Genomic DNA, 15,463 nt, shown 5'->3' with positions numbered 1-15,463 from the left:
ATCGGCCTCACCTCGTGGATGGAATGTGTCGGACCTCGACCTGCTGACCCAGTCCCTGGCGCGGAACGTCAAGCGCTGGCGTGCCGAGCGCGGCTTCACCCTGGACACGCTGGCCGCCCGTGCCGGGGTCAGTCGCGGCATGCTCATCCAGATCGAGCAGGCCCGAACGAACCCGAGCCTCGGTACCGTGGTCAAGATCGGTGACGCGCTCGGGGTCAGCATCACGACCCTCCTCGACTACGAGCAGGGCCCGAAGGTGCGCGTCGTCCCGCCCGAGCAGGTGGTCAGGCTGTGGCACACCGAGGCGGGCAGCTACAGCAGGCTCCTCGCGGGCACCGAGGCGCCCGGCCCACTGGAGATGTGGGAGTGGAAGCTGATGCCGGGCGAGGGCAGTGGATCCGACCCCCACCCCGGCGGCACGGTCGAGATCGCGCACGTCACGGCCGGTGAACTGACCCTGACCGTCGAGGGCGTGCCGTACCGCGTCCCGGCCGGTTCCAGCGTCACCTTCGAGGCCAACGCCCCGCACACCTACGCCAATCAGGGCGACGTCCCGATGGAGATGACCTTGACCGTGTCGGTCCCGCTCGTGCACTGAGACGGCCGGTCCACGGCCCGGTCCGGGCTGTTAGCGTGCGCTCATGGACGCACCCATCGGTCACTTCGACAACCCCCTGCCCGCGCCCGGCTGCCTCGACGAACTCACCCTTCCGGTGGCCGACGCCGTTCGCCACTGGCAGGGCAGCGTCCCCGCCGACCAGATCGTCTACGTCGATACCGATCCGCAGTGGGCCGACACCGCCGTGTTCGTGGAGCACTACGGACAGGACCTGCTCGACCGGTCCGCGAACTGCGTGGTCGTCGCGGGCAAGCGCGGTGGCGGCACGACGCTGGCCGCGTGCGTCGTGCTGTCCACCACGCGCGTCGACGTCAACGGTGTCGTGCGCCGGCAACTGGGCGCCCGCAAGGCGTCGTTCGCCTCGATGGACACGGCGACCGGCGAGACGGGCATGGAGTACGGCGGCATCACCCCGATCGGGCTGCCCGCCGGGTGGCCCGTGCTGGTCGACTCCGCCGTCGTCGACCTGCCGTACGTCCTGGTCGGCAGCGGGCGCAGGCGCGGCAAGCTGCTCGTGCCGGGCAAGGCGTTCGCCGAGTTGCCCGGGGCGGTCGTTCTGGAGGGGCTCGGCGTCGCGGTCTGACGTCTCACGCCGCCGTGTGGTGGGCGAGCGTCAGGTGCGGATCGGCCTCGCCCGGCACCGGCGCCGGATCGGCGTGGACCAGCGCCGCGGTGAGCCGGGGCACGGCGTGCAGCAAAGCGTGTTCGGCGTCCACCGCGATGGCGTGCGCCTCGCGCACCGTCGCCTCGCCGTCCACGACGATGGCCACCTCGGCGCGCAACCGGTGCCCGATCCAGCGCAGCCGCAACTCGCCGATCTCCCGCACGCCCTCGACCTCCCGCAGCGCCTCCTCGGCGCGGTCCACGAGGGCCGGATCCACGGCGTCCATCACCCGCCGGAACACCTCCCGCGCCGCGTCCCGCAGCACCAGAGTGATCGCTGCGGTGATCGCCAACCCCACGATCGGGTCCGCGAGTTGCCACCCCAGCGCGGCACCGCCCGCGCTCACCAGAACGGCAAGTGAAGTGAATCCGTCCGTACGGGCGTGCAGGCCGTCCGCGACGAGCGCGGCCGAGCCGATCGCACGGCCGACCCGGATCCGGTAGCGGGCCACCCACTCGTTGCCCGCGAACCCCACGAGCGAGGCCACCGCCACGGCCGGGATCTGCTCCACGGGCCGCGGGTCGAGAAGGCGGTCGACCGCCGTCCACCCGGCGAAGGCCGCCGACGCGGCGATCGTCAGCACGATGACGATGCCCGCGAGGTCCTCGGCTCGCCCGTAGCCGTAGGTGAAGCGGCGCGTCGCCGCGCGCCGGCCCAGCAGGAAGGCGATTCCCAGCGGTACGGCCGTCAGCGCGTCCGCGGTGTTGTGCACCGTGTCGCCGAGCAGCGCCACCGACCCGGAGGCGACCACGACGACCGCCTGGGCCAGTGCCGTCGCGCCGAGCACGGCGAGGGAGACCCACAGCGCACGCATGCCGCGAGCCGAGGCCTCAAGGGCGGAGTCGAGCTTGTCGGCCGTCTCGTGGGAGTGGGGTTTGAGGAGGTGGGCGAGTCGGTGGCGGAGGCCGGTGGGGGAGGGGCCGTGGGGGTGGGGGTGGAGGTGCGGATGCCGGTGGGGGTGCTGGTGGGGATGGGGATCGCCGAGACGGTGGCCGTGGCCGTGGCCCTGTCCGTGGCCGTCTCCGTGCTCGTGTCCGCTTGTGTGCGGGTGGCCGTGGCTGTGGCCGTGGGGCTGCCCCTGCCCCTGCCCGTGATCACGTGTGTGCCCGTGCCCATGGCGGTGCGCTTCGTCGTGCCGCTCGCTCACGCCGTCCCCTTCCGGTCCGTGCGGGTGGAGAGTGGACGAGTGGCCGCCCACGACGCCATTATGTGCGTATGAGCGCACGCATGCACCTCTCACCTGCGCAAGATGCGCATCCGCGCAGCCCGGGCGAGGAACAGTTCGCACTCGCCGCCGAACTCCTGGCTCTGCTCGGTGACCGCACCCGCCTGACGCTGCTGCACGCCCTGACCGCAGGGGAGGCGGACGTCACGACGCTCACCGAGACCTGCGGCGCCGCCCGGCCCGCCGTCAGCCAGCACCTGGCCAGGCTGCGTCTGGCAGGGCTGGTGGACACCCGCAAGGAGGGCCGCCGGGTGATCTACTCCCTGCGCGACGGCCATCTGCGCCGCCTCGTCGACGAAGCCCTGAACGTGGCGGACCACCGGCTCAGCGACCGGCCGCCGCACGACTGAGGCAGGCCGCCACCGCGGAGACGGGCGGCCGGGACGGGTCAGAAGGCGGCGCCGCCCAGGTACTGCTCCGCGAACGCCCTGGCCGCCGCCGGGGATCCGAACATGCGGCGCAGCCGGGCCAGAGTCGTGCCCGCCCGGTACGGATCCCCGGAGGAGGTGCCGTGGTACACCTCCGACAGCCACATCGAGAACTCCTGGTAGTCCCACACACGGCCCAGGCAGGCCGCCGAGTAGCCGTCCAGTGCGGAGCCGTCGCCGTCGGTGAGGTACGCGACGAGCGCGTCGCCGAGCACGAAGGCGTCGTGCAGGGCGAGGTTCATGCCCTTGGCGGCGATCGGGGCGGTCAGGTGGGCGGCGTCGCCGGCCAGGAAGAGACGGCCGAACACCATAGGTTCGACGACGTAGTTGTGCATGTCCAGCACGCGCTTCTCGATCAGCCGCCCCTCCGTGAGCGGGGGCGCGCCGTTCGCCCCGAGCCGGTGTTGCAGCTCGGTCCAGACGCGGTCGTGCGACCAGTTCTCCGGGTCGTCGCCGGGCGGGCACTGCAGGTAGTAGCGGGTCACCTCCGCGCTGCGCGGCATGTGACCGGCGAACCCGCTCGGATGCATGCCGAACAGGACGCAGTCGGACGACGGCGGTGCCTCGGCCAGCAGCGCCAGCCACCCGATGCCGTAGTCGCTGCGAGAGACGAGCGCGCGGTCCACGGGCACCGCGGCTCGCGTCACCCCGCGTGCCCCGTCGCAGCCGGCGACGAAGTCGCAGTGCACGAGCTGCCGTTGCCCCGTCCGCGGGCAGGTGTACGACACCGAGGGGTGGTCGCTTTCGAGGTCGTGAAGTTCCACGTCCCGCACGCCGAAGCGCACGGCCCCGCCGCGCACGTCCGCGTACTCCCGCACCAGGTCCGTCACCAGCAGGGGCTGCGGATAGATCCAGTGGTGCAGCCCCGTCAGTTCGGCGTACTCGAACCGGTAGGACTCCCCGGCGAACCGGAACTCGCACTCGCTGTGCCGTTGCGCCCGCGCCACGAGATTGTCCGCGAGACCGCGCCGCTGGAGTCCCCGTACGGCCCACTCCTCGATGACCCCGGCCCGCGGCCGCTCCTCGATGAACGCACGGGTCTCGGTCTCCAGGACCAGGCAGTCGACGGACGCCGCCCGCAGGATGTTGCCGAGGGTGAGGCCGGCCGGTCCGGCGCCGACGATGACGACCGGGAATCGTTGCACGGCACCGGAGTCGGGGTGGGACGGGTTGGAGGTCACCCGAGCATTATGGAGTGGTCCGACGCGCCGAAGGCAGGCCCGGGACCGGCCCAGGCACGGGAGTGCGCCGGAAGACCGACCTCCTAGCCCAAACGCGGAATCTCGATGGCAGGACAGCGGTCCATGACCATCTCCAGGCCCGCGGCGCGGGTGCGGTCGTACGCCGCTTCGTCGATGACGCCGAGTTGGAACCAGACTGCCCCGGCTCCCTTGGCGACCGCCTCGTCGGCCACCGGACCGGCCAGGTCGCTGTTCACGAAGACGTCGACCACGTCCACGTCGAAGGGGATGTCCGCCAAGGAGGCGTAGCCCTGCTCGCCATGGACCGTCTCCGCCTTCGGATGGACGGGGACGATGCGTTTGCCGTAGCGCTGCAGCACCTGCGCGACGCCGTACGCCGCTCGCCGCTGGTTCGACGACAGCCCCACGACGGCCCAGGTGTCGCCCAGGTCGGTGAGGATCTTGCGGACCGCTGCGTCGTCGCCGTACACCGCCGGCCTCCTTGTCTCTCGTGAGTTCGCTGCCGAACCGTCGTCCTCAGCCGTCGCCCTGCTGTTGCTCCGCCGTCGCGCTCGCCCGGCATCACGCACAACGGCCGACGGCCCGCCAGGATTCCCGCCGCGCCCGGCGTGCGCGAGGGACCGTGCCGGCACTGCTGTTCGGGCGGGCGGGGGCGCAGTACCGTTCGGGCAGTCCGCACGGCAGGGGGTGGCGATGCCCGGGTACCAAAAGCTCCTCGTACACGAGGGTGGGCCGTATCGCCGTGGATGACCGGCCGAACTCCGGCAGACCCGAGTCCCGCCACGCGGCCCGGGAACCCGGCCGGATGGCTGCGAACGACCGCTTCTTTGCCTACGCTCGCTCCGTGCTGCGCATCATCGACGCCCGAACCGGCGAGACCGTCGACGCCGCGCCCGCCCGCCGAGGCCTGACCCGTGTCGAGGCACATACGGAGGGCTTCGACGTCACCGCCCTGCGGGTCCTGCTCGTCGCCGACCTGCTGGTCCGCGCCCTGGAACTCGGCGGGACGCCGGTCTGGGCGCTGCTCGACGAGGAGTCAGCGCGGGCGGACCTTCGGGCCGGTGCCGCGGCGCTGGGCGTCCGGCCCTTCGAGGACGGCCGGGACGCCGCGGCGGGACTGGGCGAGGCACAGGTCCTCCACGTCGTGAGAGAGGGCGCAGCACCCTCCGGCGGTGCCCCCGACGGCGTGCGTGTCGCCGTCGCGCCCGTCCACACGGAGGCGCTCCCCGAGGAGGCCGACCCCGCCGCCCTGCGCCTCGCGCTGCTCTCCCGGCACAGAAGCGTCCCCGTCCAGCTCGACGCGGGCACTCTCACCAGCAGCCACGACACCCTCGTACGGTGGCGCCGGGCCGTCGCCGGCTGGGCGCAGCGGCCCTCACGGCCCATCCCCGACGACGTGCGGGGCGAACTGCGCACGGCCTGGGAGGACGACCTCGACCTGCCCGGCGTCCTCGGGGTCCTGCGCCGGGTGGAGACCGCGCCGGACCTGCCGGACGGCGCCCGCTTCGAGACGTACGCCCACGCCGACCGCCTCCTCGGCCTCGACCTCGCACGCGACCTGGGGAGCCCGCGATGACCGCGCGCCTGGGCGCCGGCCCGCTACGCCGGCTCGTCGTCCTCAGACACGCCAAGTCGGCCTGGCCCGACGGTGTCGCCGACCACGAACGACCACTCGCCGCGCGCGGCCGCCGGGACGCCCCGGTCGCGGGCCGCCTCCTCGCGGCCTCCGACTGCCTGCCCGACCTCGCCGTGTGCTCCACGGCCGTACGCGCCCGGGAAACCTGGGAACTGGCCTCCGCCCAGTGGGGCACGCCACCACCCGTCCGCCTCGACCCACGGGTGTACGCCGCCGAGGTGCCCGAGCTGCTGTCGGTCGTGCACGAGGCGCCCCCCGAGGTCGAGACGCTGCTCCTGATCGGACACAACCCCGGCCTGGAGGAACTGGTCCTCGACCTCGCCGGCGACGGCCTGGACGACACCCTGGACGAGGTCCGCACCAAGTTCCCGACGTCGGCCATCGCCGTACTGGCCTGGTACGGCACCACCTGGCGAGCCCTCGCCCCCGGCACGGCACTGCTGACGGGCGTCATGGTGGCGCGGGGAAAGAAGCGGTGAGGGCCTCGCGGGCGGGTGGCTGCGGGGGCTGCGCATAGGCTGGTCGGATGCAGGACGAGTACCGCACAGTCGCCCGCGCGGGCGTGCACGAGACCGAGGTCAACCGCTCACGCTTCCTCTGCGCGCTCGCCCCGGCGGCCACCGAGCGGGAGGCCCAGGACTTCGTCGCCGCCGTGCGCAAGGAGCACGCGGACGCCACGCACAACTGCTGGGCCTACGTCATCGGGGCCGACGCCGCGGTCCAGAAGGCGAGCGACGACGGTGAACCTGGTGGCACGGCCGGCGTCCCCATGCTGCAGATGCTGCTGCGCCGTGACATGCGGTACGTCGTCGCCGTCGTCACCCGCTACTACGGCGGCGTCAAGCTCGGCGCCGGCGGGCTGATCCGGGCCTACGGCGGCGCGGTCGGCGAGGCCCTGGACACGATCGGCACCCTGACCCGCCGCCGCTTCCGCCTGGCCACGGTCACCGTCGACCACCAGCGCGCGGGAAAGATCCAGAACGACCTGAGGGCGACCGGGCGCGAGGTGCGGGACGTGCGCTACGGGGAGGCGGTGACGATCGAGATCGGCCTGCCCGACGCCGACGTCGAGGCGTTCCGGGCCTGGCTCGCGGACGCCACGGCGGGGGCGGCGGGGTTCGAGCTCGGGGGAGAGGCGTACGGGGACGTGTGACCGGGGCGCGGGTGCGGGACGGCCGGGTGCGCAGGCGCGTGGCCTTGATGGGCTGACAACGTACCTGCCCCGACGGGGCGATGAGGGGATCCTCGGCGTCTGGCCGTGGGAACATGTGGAGCGGTCGCGCCCGCGGCCGGGCCACACGGGATGCGGACGGGGGACCATGGCGAGGACGGCGCACGGCTGTCACCGAAGCACGGCGACCACCGCCGCCAACGCCCCGACGACCGCGGCCACCACACCCAGCGTCGCCCCGAACGCGGTCGCCGCGCGTGTCACGGCGGCCGGGTACGAGGCGCCGTCCCGGCGAGCCAGGTACCCGGCAGCGCCACCCACCAGGAACGCGACGACCAGTACCAGGACGCAGCCCGACATCAGCAGATACGCGAGCACAGACACAACCGATCACTCCCTCGGTCCGGACAGCATGTGACGGGCCGAATCTGACGGAGACTCTGTTCGCGCAGGTTCACCCGCGAACGGAAACGAACGTGGACGAACGACCGCACCACTCGGGGGGCTGGACCGTGATGGACCCGCAGCGCGATCCCGGGCGGCCGGCGCTCGACGCGGAACAGGCACTCGTCGAGCTGCGCGCCCGGCTCAAGAACGCGCGTTTCAAGCAGCACCTGACCATGAAGCAGGTCAAGGCTCGCAGCGGCCTGGGACGTACCGTCGTCAGCCAGGCGTTCAGCCCCTCCGCACGACCGCCGAGCGCGGCAACGGTCAGTGCGCTCGCTGACGCCCTGCGCCTCGACACCGGTCACCTGCTCCACCTGCTGGAGACAGCGACCAGCGCGGGCGCGGTCTCCGGCGGTCGCCGCCCGGACGAGCGGCCGGCTCGTCCTCCGGCGGTGTCCGATCGCGCCCGGGACATCCGTTCCTGGACCGCCAAGCGGCTCGGGGTGCATCCCGCGATCTCCGGACGCGCCCCCGGACAGACCGCTCCCGGTTTCGTCCTGCCCACCTACGTGCCCCGTCCGCACGACGACGAACTGCGCGATCACCTGGCCGAAGCCGCAACCGGCCAGGCGCAGCCGACACTCGTCGTGGTGCGCGGGCGGTCGTGCACCGGCAAGACCCGAAGCGCCTTCGAAGCCGTACAGCAGGCGGTGCCCCACGACTTCCAGCTCTGTTTTCCCGCGGACGCGGCTGGTCTGTCCGAGACGCTCGCCGCCGCGTCGGGCCCGCGTACCGTCCTCTGGCTGAACGAGGCCCAGGACTACCTGGCGGGCCCGGAAGGAGAGGCCGCGGCCGCCGCACTGCTGCGCCGCCTCGACGCAGAAGGCCCCTTCATCGTGATCGCCACCCTCTGGCCGGAACACGACGAAGCGTTCATGAGCAGGCCTCAGCCCGGCGACGAGGACTGCCACCGCAACACCCGGAAACTGCTCGCCCAGGCCCACCGCATCTACGTGCCGCCTTCGTTCGCCGACAGCCTGGACGCCGTCGGCGCGGCGGCCGGAGCCGACCCTTCTCTGGCCGCTGTCGTGGCCCTGAGGACCACGAACGTCACCCAGACCCTGGCAGCGGGACCGGATCTCGTCCAGCAGTACGAGCATCCCGTGGGGGAGAACGGCCTCTACGGCGCCGCGCTGATCAGTGCCGCGATGGACGCGAACCGACTGGGCGTCACACGGTGGCTGCCGTTGGCCTTCCTGGAAGCCGCTGCCCCTGGCTACCTGGCCGAGGAGCAGCGTGCCGCCGCCGGCTGCCAGTGGTTCGCGGACGCCTTCGCCTACGGCCGGAAATCGATCAAAGGCATCACGTCGGTGTTCCAGGACGTTCCGCGTTCATCCGGAATGGGCGCACAGCCTGGTGTGACACGGCTGGCCGACTATCTCCAGGAGCACGGCCGCCGCACCCGGGGCACGCTGAGCCCACCGGCGGAGTTCTGGTGTGCCGCCGCCGAGTACCTGCCCGATCACGCCGACCTCGCCGGTCTCGCCCATGCGGCCCAGGTGCGTCACCGCTACCGGCACGCTGCCGCCCTGTACTGCGCGGCTGCTGACGCGGGAAGCGTCGGTGCCCTGCGGTCCCTCGCGCTGTTCCGGACAGAAGCCGGTGATCAGGAGGGAGCCGAGCGTCTGTACGAGGCCGCGGCCGGCGCGGGGGACAACCGTGCCCTGCACAGGGTCGCGGAACTCCGAGTGCAGGCCGGGGACTGGGAAGGAGCCGAACAACTCGCCCGGGACTTCCCCGAGATCGCCGAGTACGTCGCTCTGTCAGCAGACCGGAAGGGGCAGCCCCGCAGGGGAGAGTGGCTTGCCCGGCAGACCCTGAAGGCAGGAGACCCGCGAGCGCTGCACGCGCTGGCACGGCAACGCGCGCAGTACGGCGACCCGAGAGACGGTGAGCGGCTCCTTGAGGAAGCCGCCGAGGCCGGGGACACCGCTGCGCTGTGCAGTCTGGCTCTGATGCGGGAGAGGGCCGGCGACAAGCGGGGAGCGGAGCGGCTCGCCCGGCAGGCCGCACAGGCCGGAGTCGTCGGCGCGCTGCTCCAACTGGCCGACCGGCGACAGGCGATGGTCCTGGCCACGGGGAGCCGGAAGTCGGCAGGTGCCCTGTATCGGCTGTACAAAGAGGCTGCCGACACCGGGAGTCCCGCCGCGCTGGGCCCACTGGCACTGCTGTGCGAAGCCCTCGGCGACTCGCGGGGAGCCGAGGAACTCGCCGAACAGGCCGCGGACGCCGGATACCCCGCCGCGCTCGCCCGCATGGCCCTGACGCGGATTCGCTCCGGTGACTGGGACGACGCCGAGCCGCTCGCTCGACAGGCCGCGAAGGCCGGAGACACCGAAGCATTGCGCACACTGGCGCTGGCACGGGCACGCAGCGGCGACTCACGGGGAGCGGAGCGGCTCGCTCGACAGGCCACGGCCGACGGAGACCGCGCGGCACTGCGATTCCTGTCTCAGATACGGGAAGCAGCAGGGGACAAGCAGACGGCCGAGCGGCTCGCCCTGCAGGCCGCGGGGGCCGGTGACCGGGCGGCGCTCCACGAGCTGGCCCTGATACGAGAACGCGCCTCCGACTGGTCAGGGGCCGAGCGACTTGCCCGGCAGAGCGCACGGAGCGGTGACGGACGTACGCTGCGCGAACTGGCCAGACGGCGGGAGGAGAACGGATGCCGTGCGGAGGGCGAGCGACTGTACGGCGCTGCCGCCGAAGCCGGGGACACCGTGGCGCTCCAGATCCTCGCCCTGGCCAGAGAGCGGACCGGTGACCAGGAGGGAGCCGAGCGGCTCGCCCGGCAGGCCGCCGAAGCCGGCGACACCATGGCATGGCGGAGCCTGGTAAGGCTGCGGCAGGAAGCGGGCGACCGTGCAGGGAGTGAACGGCTGGCCCGGCTGGCAGCCGACGCCGGTGACACGTCCGCGTTGAAACATCTCTCACGGTGGTACGAGAGCCCGGCACAGAACCGGCTTCTGCGCTACGGCCTGGAGGCGGACGGAACACCGGCCGAGCCGTGGCCCTGGCCGGAACCCCGGAGTCGACCGGGCGGCCTCCCACCGGCCGACGGCACAACGGGTCCTCCGGACCGGGTCGGTCCCGGCGGTGCGTGACGGCGACTTCGCGTTCGGCGCCGTACGTGACTTGTCGGACATGACCCGAATCCTTCGTGGACATCCATGGACGGCCACGTCGATGCCGGTGGCAGACTGAGGCCCGTGAGGAGTCAGGTGCCGGCGGGCGTTAGCGTGGTCGGTGCTGACGACGAGGGCCGTGGACGACGAGGGCCGTGCTGGTCCGGTGCCGGGTCCAGGGGCGGAGTGAGGGCAATCATGCGGGTCGGAGCGGCGTCTTGAGAATTCTGCACACGTCCGACTGGCATCTCGGCCGTGCCTTCCACCGCGTAGGCATGCTCGGCGCCCAGGCCGAGTTCATCCGTCACCTCGTCACGACCGTGCGTGAGCGCGGCGTCGACGCGGTCGTCGTGTCGGGAGACGTGTACGACCGCGCGGTGCCGCCGCTCGCCGCGGTCGAGCTGTTCGACGACGCACTGCACCGGCTCGCCGACCTCGGTGTGCCGACCGTGATGATCTCCGGGAACCACGACTCGGCGCGTCGGCTCGGCGTCGGGGCGGGGCTGATCGGCCGTGCGGGCATCCATCTGCGGACCGACCCGTCGGCGTGCGGTACGCCGGTCGTGCTCCGGGACGACTTCGGCGATGTCGCCTTCTACGGACTGCCGTATCTCGAACCCGCCCTGGTGAAGGACGAGTTCGGCGTGGACAGGTCCGGACACGAGGGCGTGCTCTCGGCGGCCATGGACCGCGTGCGCGCCGATCTCGCCGCACGCGCGCGTGGCACGCGGTCGGTCGTCCTCGCGCACGCCTTCGTCACCGGGGGAGAGGCCAGCGACAGCGAGCGGGACATCACCGTCGGAGGCGTGGCCGCCGTGCCGGCCGGCGTCTTCGACGGCGTCGACTACGTGGCGCTGGGCCATCTCCACGGCTGCCAGACCATCACCGAGCGCGTCCGCTACTCGGGCTCGCCGCTGCCGTACTCCTTCTCCGAGGCCGACCACCGCAAGAGCATGTGGCTCGTCGACCTGGCCGCCGACGGCGCGGTCACCGCCGAGCGACTCGACTGCCCGGTACCTCGGGCCCTGGCCAGGATCCGGGGCAGGCTGGAGGACCTGCTCGCCGACCCGGGGCTCGCGCGGCACGAGGAGGCATGGGTGGAGGCGACGCTGACGGACCCGGTGCGCCCGGCGGACCCCATGGCCCGCCTCAGTGAACGCTTCCCGCACACGCTCAGCCTGGTCTTCGCCCCGGAGCGGGCCCCCGACGACCCCGGTGTGTCCTATGCGCGCCGGCTCGCGGACCGCAGCGACCAGGAGATCGCGGAGGACTTCGTGACGCATGTGCGAGGGGCCGGTCCCGACGAGCACGAGCAGGTCGTGCTGCGGGACGCGTTCGACGCCGTGCGGGCCGACGAGGCCGTGCGGGAGGTGGCGCGGTGAGGCTCCACCGCCTCGACATCACGGCGTTCGGGCCCTTCGGCGGCTCGCAGACCGTCGACTTCGACGCGTTGTCGACGGCTGGGCTCTTCCTGCTGCACGGCCCCACCGGCGCGGGCAAGACATCCGTCCTGGACGCCGTCTGCTACGCGCTCTACGGCTCCGTACCGGGCGCCCGGCACAGCGGCCACGGCGGCATGAACCTGCGCAGCGACCACGCCGCGTCCGGCACGCGCACCGAGGTCCGCCTCGAACTCACCGTCGCCGGGCGCCGGTTGGAGGTCACCCGGCAACCGCCCTGGGAGCGACCCAAGAAGCGTGGTTCCGGCACGACGCTCGACAAGGCGCAGAGCTGGCTGCGGGAGTACGACCGGCAGGCCGGGACCTGGAAGGACCTCAGCCGCTCGCACCAGGAGATCGGCGAGGAGATCACCCAACTGCTCGGCATGAGCCGCGAGCAGTTCTGCCAGGTCGTACTGCTGCCGCAGGGGGACTTCGCCCGATTCCTGCGCGCCGACGCCGAGGCCCGTGGCAAGCTGCTGGGCCGCCTCTTCGACACCCGGCGTTTCGCCGAGGTGGAGAAGCGCCTCGCCGAACGCCGACGGGCCGCCGAGAACCAGGTGCGCGACGGCGACGCCGGGCTGCTGGCCGACGCCCACCGGATGCAGCAGGCGGCGGGCGACGCCATGCCGCTGCCCGACCTCGCTCCGGGTGAGCCGGGCCTGGCCGAAGCCGTCCTCGGCGCCGCCGCGATCGCCCGCAGCACCGCCCGCGAGCAGCTGACCGTCGCCCAGTGCCGTCTCACGGCCGCCGAGTCCGCCCACGCCACCGCCGAGCGCGCCCTCACCGACGTACGTGAACTGGCCCGGCTCCAGGAGCGGTTCGGTGAGGCGCGGCAGCGGGCCCGTCGGCTGGAGGAGCGGGCCGACGCCCACCGCGAGGCTCAGACCCGCATGGGGCGCGCCCGCAAGGCCGAGACGGTGGCTCCGGCCCTGGAGCTGAGGGAGGCCGCCGAGGCCGACCACCGGCGGGCGGCCGGCGCACAGGCACGCACGCGTGCACTGCTCGCGGAGGCGTTCGGGGCCGGAGCGGCAGCCGACGTACGGCGTGACGGCCCGGCCGGGGCCGGACAGGACGGCTCCCGGGCGCTGAACGGCTTCGCCGACGCCGATGCCACCGGGCTCGCCGCCGCCGCGCGTCGGATCACCGAGGAACTCGGTGGACTGGAGTCGGCCCGCCGAGGTGAGCGCAGGCTGGCCGAACTCGTCGCGGAACGCGTGGATCTGGACCGCCAGGAGCGGGCGGACCTCGACATCCTCGTGGACACCGAGACCTGGCTCGCCGGATGGGAGGCGACCCGCGCCGGGCTGCAGGCGCGTATCGAGTCCGCGCAGGAGGCCGCGAACCGCGCCGACCAGCTGGCCGTACAGCGCGAACCCGCGCGGCAGCGCCTGGCCGCCGCCCGGCTGCGCGACCAGCTGGCAGGCGACACCGAGGAGGCCGCCGAACGGGCCGCCCGCGCCCACGACCGGGCACTGCAGGCAAAGGCGCACTGGCTGGACGTCAGGGAACAGCGCCTCAACGGCATCGCCGCCGAACTCGCCGCGCAGTTGGAGGACGGCGCGCCCTGTGCCGTCTGCGGTGCCACCGAGCACCCCGCACCCGCCGGCAAGGACGCCGGACACGTCGACCGGGAGGCGGAGGAGCGGGCGCTGACCGCCTACCAGCAGGCCGAGGAACGGCACGCCGAGGACGAACGGCGCCTGGGCGTCGTACGGGAAGCCCTGGCGGCCGCCGCCGCCGAAGCCGGCGACCTGCCGACGGACCGACTCGCCGAGACGGCGGACGAGCTGGAGCAGCTCTACGAGCGGGCCCGCAGGGACGCCTCCACGCTGCACTCGGCCCACGAGGAACTGCGGCAGGCCGAGTCCGAACACGAGCAGCGCACCGCCGCCCACCAGCAGGCGCAGGTGCGGGCCGCGGCCCGGGTCGGCCGGCGCGAGCGGCTGGAGCGCGAGACGGCCGCCCTGGAGGCGGAGTTGGCCCAGGCCCGCGGCGTCGCCGACAGCGTGGCCGCGCGGGCCCGGCAGCTGGAGAGGCAGGTCGCGCTGCTGACCGAGGCCGCCGACGCGGCACGCGAGGCCGAGGACACCGCGCAGCGGCTCAAGGACGCCGACGCCCGCCTCGCCGACGCGGCGTTCCGTGCGGGCTTCGACACCCCGCAGGCCGCGGCCGCAGCCATCCTGGACGACGCCGCGCACCGCGAGCTGCAACGGCGGCTCGACGCCTGGCAGTTCGAGGAGGCAGCCGTTCGCGCCGTGCTCGCCGAGCCCGACGCCGCGGCCGCCGCCCAACAGCCCCCCGCCGACCTCGCGTCCGCCGAGCGGGAGGCCACCGCGGCGGCGCAGCGGGTCCGCGATGCCGCCTCCGGACGTGACGCGGCCGTGAGGCGCTGCGCCGAACTCGACCGACTGTCCGCCCGAGCCGCCGCGGCCGTGCGCCGACTCGGCCCGCTGCGCGAGGAGTACGACCGCGTGGCGCGTCTCGCGGCACTCACCGCCGGCACCTCGGCGGACAACGAACGCAAGATGCGCCTGGAGTCCTACGTGCTGGCGGCCCGCCTCGAACAGGTCGCCGCCGCCGCGACCGTACGCCTGCAGCGCATGTCGTCCGGCCGCTACACCCTCGTCCACTCCGACGACCGGGCCGGTCGCGGCCGCAGCGGCCTCGGGCTGCACGTCATCGACGCCTGGACCGGACGGGAGCGGGACACCGCGACGCTGTCCGGCGGCGAGACCTTCTTCGCGTCCCTCGCCCTCGCCCTCGGCCTCGCGGACGTCGTCACCGACGAGGCCGGCGGGGTTCGCCTCGACACCCTCTTCATCGACGAGGGCTTCGGCAGCCTCGACGACCAGACCCTCGACGAGGTCCTCGACGTCCTCGACTCACTGCGGGAGCGGGACCGCAGCGTGGGGATCGTGAGCCATGTCGCCGATCTGCGGCGGCGTGTTCACGCGCAGTTGGAAGTGGTCAAGGGCAGATCGGGGTCGGTGCTGCGGCAGCGCGGTCACTGACCCAGGGGGCGCCGGGGCAGCGGTGAGGAATAGACGACGCTCGTGGTCACCGAGCCGAGCGTGCTGATCTTGCCGGACACCTCCTCCAGGTGCCGCATGGAGCGGGCCGCGACCTTGATGACGAAGCAGTCGTCACCGGTGACGTGATGGGCCTCAAGGATCTGCGGCGTGGCGGCGACCAGGTCATGGAAGGGCTTGTAGTTGCCGTTCGGGTACCGCAGGCGCACGAACGCCAGGATCGGCAGGCCCAGCCGCTCGGGGTCCACCACGGCCGCGTACCCCTGGATGACGCCCGCCTCCTCCAGGCGTCGTACCCGCTCGGTCACCGCGCTCGCGGACATGGAGACGGCACGGGCCAGCTCGGCGAAACTGGCACGGCCCTCGCGCTGGAGGACGTCGAGGATGCGCCAGTCGGTGGCGTCCGGGGAAAACGCGGTCATGGGCGATGAATAGCAGGGGAATCGCCGGCCGATCAAGAAGAGTGCCGGGGATC

14 protein-coding genes are annotated in these 15,463 nt (G+C 73.0%); 9 read left to right on the top strand and 5 right to left on the bottom strand.

The window, feature by feature from the left end:
- The first annotated feature begins 25 nt into the window (after positions 1-25).
- Together ACWCPI_RS17750 and ACWCPI_RS17745 are read left to right on the top strand one after the other, a co-directional pair.
- Positions 26-598, top strand: a complete 573-nt coding sequence (locus tag ACWCPI_RS17750) for a helix-turn-helix domain-containing protein (RefSeq protein WP_451038985.1) — start codon at positions 26-28, stop codon at positions 596-598.
- A 43-nt stretch (positions 599-641) separates the two neighbouring features.
- Positions 642-1,202 (top strand): YbaK/EbsC family protein, encoded by a 561-nt coding sequence (locus ACWCPI_RS17745; RefSeq protein ID WP_451038984.1) that lies wholly within the window; start codon positions 642-644, stop codon positions 1,200-1,202.
- 4 nt (positions 1,203-1,206) lie between these two features.
- Here the strand turns inward: ACWCPI_RS17745 and ACWCPI_RS17740 are convergent, their stop codons facing one another.
- A complete protein-coding gene (locus ACWCPI_RS17740) occupies positions 1,207-2,430 on the bottom strand; it encodes a cation diffusion facilitator family transporter (RefSeq protein WP_451038983.1) in 1,224 nt (407 codons plus the stop codon).
- A gap of 68 nt (positions 2,431-2,498) precedes the next feature.
- Here ACWCPI_RS17740 and ACWCPI_RS17735 point away from each other — a divergent pair, with 68 nt between their 5' ends.
- Positions 2,499-2,858 (top strand): ArsR/SmtB family transcription factor, encoded by a 360-nt coding sequence (locus ACWCPI_RS17735; RefSeq protein WP_451038982.1) that lies wholly within the window; start codon positions 2,499-2,501, stop codon positions 2,856-2,858.
- 38 nt (positions 2,859-2,896) lie between these two features.
- Here the strand turns inward: ACWCPI_RS17735 and ACWCPI_RS17730 are convergent, their stop codons facing one another.
- Complete coding sequence (locus ACWCPI_RS17730; RefSeq protein ID WP_451038981.1) at positions 2,897-4,117, bottom strand: 4-hydroxybenzoate 3-monooxygenase; 1,221 nt, start codon at positions 4,115-4,117, stop codon at positions 2,897-2,899.
- Between the two features lie 83 nt (positions 4,118-4,200).
- Entirely contained in the window at positions 4,201-4,608 is a 408-nt protein-coding gene (locus ACWCPI_RS17725) for a CoA-binding protein (protein WP_451038980.1), read from the bottom strand.
- Positions 4,609-4,943: 335 nt separating this feature from the next.
- Between ACWCPI_RS17725 and ACWCPI_RS17720 the strand changes: the two genes are divergently transcribed.
- From ACWCPI_RS17720 to ACWCPI_RS17710, 3 genes are read left to right on the top strand one after another with little or no spacing between them, the layout of a single operon-like run.
- On the top strand, positions 4,944-5,714 hold the full coding sequence (locus ACWCPI_RS17720; protein ID WP_451038979.1) for a hypothetical protein: 771 nt from the start codon (positions 4,944-4,946) through the stop codon (positions 5,712-5,714).
- On the top strand, positions 5,711-6,253 hold the full coding sequence (locus ACWCPI_RS17715) for a SixA phosphatase family protein (protein WP_451038978.1): 543 nt from the start codon (positions 5,711-5,713) through the stop codon (positions 6,251-6,253). The genes ACWCPI_RS17720 and ACWCPI_RS17715 overlap by 4 nt, the downstream gene beginning before the upstream one ends.
- A gap of 47 nt (positions 6,254-6,300) precedes the next feature.
- Complete coding sequence (locus ACWCPI_RS17710) at positions 6,301-6,927, top strand: YigZ family protein (protein ID WP_451038977.1); 627 nt, start codon at positions 6,301-6,303, stop codon at positions 6,925-6,927.
- Between the two features lie 189 nt (positions 6,928-7,116).
- On the opposite strand, the gene ACWCPI_RS17705 is transcribed toward ACWCPI_RS17710, so the two are convergent.
- Positions 7,117-7,329, bottom strand: a complete 213-nt coding sequence (locus tag ACWCPI_RS17705) for a hypothetical protein (protein ID WP_451038976.1) — start codon at positions 7,327-7,329, stop codon at positions 7,117-7,119.
- 92 nt (positions 7,330-7,421) lie between these two features.
- On the opposite strand from ACWCPI_RS17705, the gene ACWCPI_RS17700 reads away from it, so the two are divergent.
- From ACWCPI_RS17700 to ACWCPI_RS17690, 3 genes are all read left to right on the top strand, one after another.
- Positions 7,422-10,496 (top strand): hypothetical protein, encoded by a 3,075-nt coding sequence (locus tag ACWCPI_RS17700; protein WP_451038975.1) that lies wholly within the window; start codon positions 7,422-7,424, stop codon positions 10,494-10,496.
- Between the two features lie 239 nt (positions 10,497-10,735).
- Positions 10,736-11,899: an exonuclease SbcCD subunit D gene (locus ACWCPI_RS17695; RefSeq protein ID WP_451038974.1), complete on the top strand. Its 1,164-nt coding sequence runs from the start codon at positions 10,736-10,738 to the stop codon at positions 11,897-11,899.
- Positions 11,896-14,970 carry an AAA family ATPase gene (locus tag ACWCPI_RS17690; RefSeq protein WP_451038973.1) on the top strand — a complete coding sequence of 1,025 codons (3,075 nt, stop codon included), beginning with the start codon at positions 11,896-11,898 and terminating at the stop codon, positions 14,968-14,970. Before ACWCPI_RS17695 ends, ACWCPI_RS17690 begins: the two co-directional genes overlap by 4 nt.
- Here the strand turns inward: ACWCPI_RS17690 and ACWCPI_RS17685 are convergent.
- Complete coding sequence (locus tag ACWCPI_RS17685; RefSeq protein WP_388794108.1) at positions 14,964-15,410, bottom strand: Lrp/AsnC family transcriptional regulator; 447 nt, start codon at positions 15,408-15,410, stop codon at positions 14,964-14,966. The two genes, ACWCPI_RS17690 and ACWCPI_RS17685, sit on opposite strands and share 7 nt — an antisense overlap.
- Between the last annotated feature and the right edge of the window lie 53 nt (positions 15,411-15,463).

This window comes from Streptomyces sp. NPDC001920, from assembly GCF_053594495.1.
This window is presented reverse-complemented; position numbering and strand designations above follow the sequence as displayed.

What these genes read in the sequence shown, in the direction of transcription:
- ACWCPI_RS17745 (WP_451038984.1), top strand. Translation starts at nt 642, where the DNA reads ATGGACGCACCCATCGGTCACTTCGACAACCCCCTGCCCGCGCCCGGC.
- ACWCPI_RS17735 (WP_451038982.1), top strand. Translation starts at nt 2,499, where the DNA reads ATGAGCGCACGCATGCACCTCTCACCTGCGCAAGATGCGCATCCGCGC.
- ACWCPI_RS17720 (WP_451038979.1), top strand. Translation starts at nt 4,944, where the DNA reads ATGGCTGCGAACGACCGCTTCTTTGCCTACGCTCGCTCCGTGCTGCGC.
- ACWCPI_RS17715 (WP_451038978.1), top strand. Translation starts at nt 5,711, where the DNA reads ATGACCGCGCGCCTGGGCGCCGGCCCGCTACGCCGGCTCGTCGTCCTC.
- ACWCPI_RS17710 (WP_451038977.1), top strand. Translation starts at nt 6,301, where the DNA reads ATGCAGGACGAGTACCGCACAGTCGCCCGCGCGGGCGTGCACGAGACC.
- ACWCPI_RS17685 (WP_388794108.1), bottom strand. Translation starts at nt 15,410, where the DNA reads ATGACCGCGTTTTCCCCGGACGCCACCGACTGGCGCATCCTCGACGTC.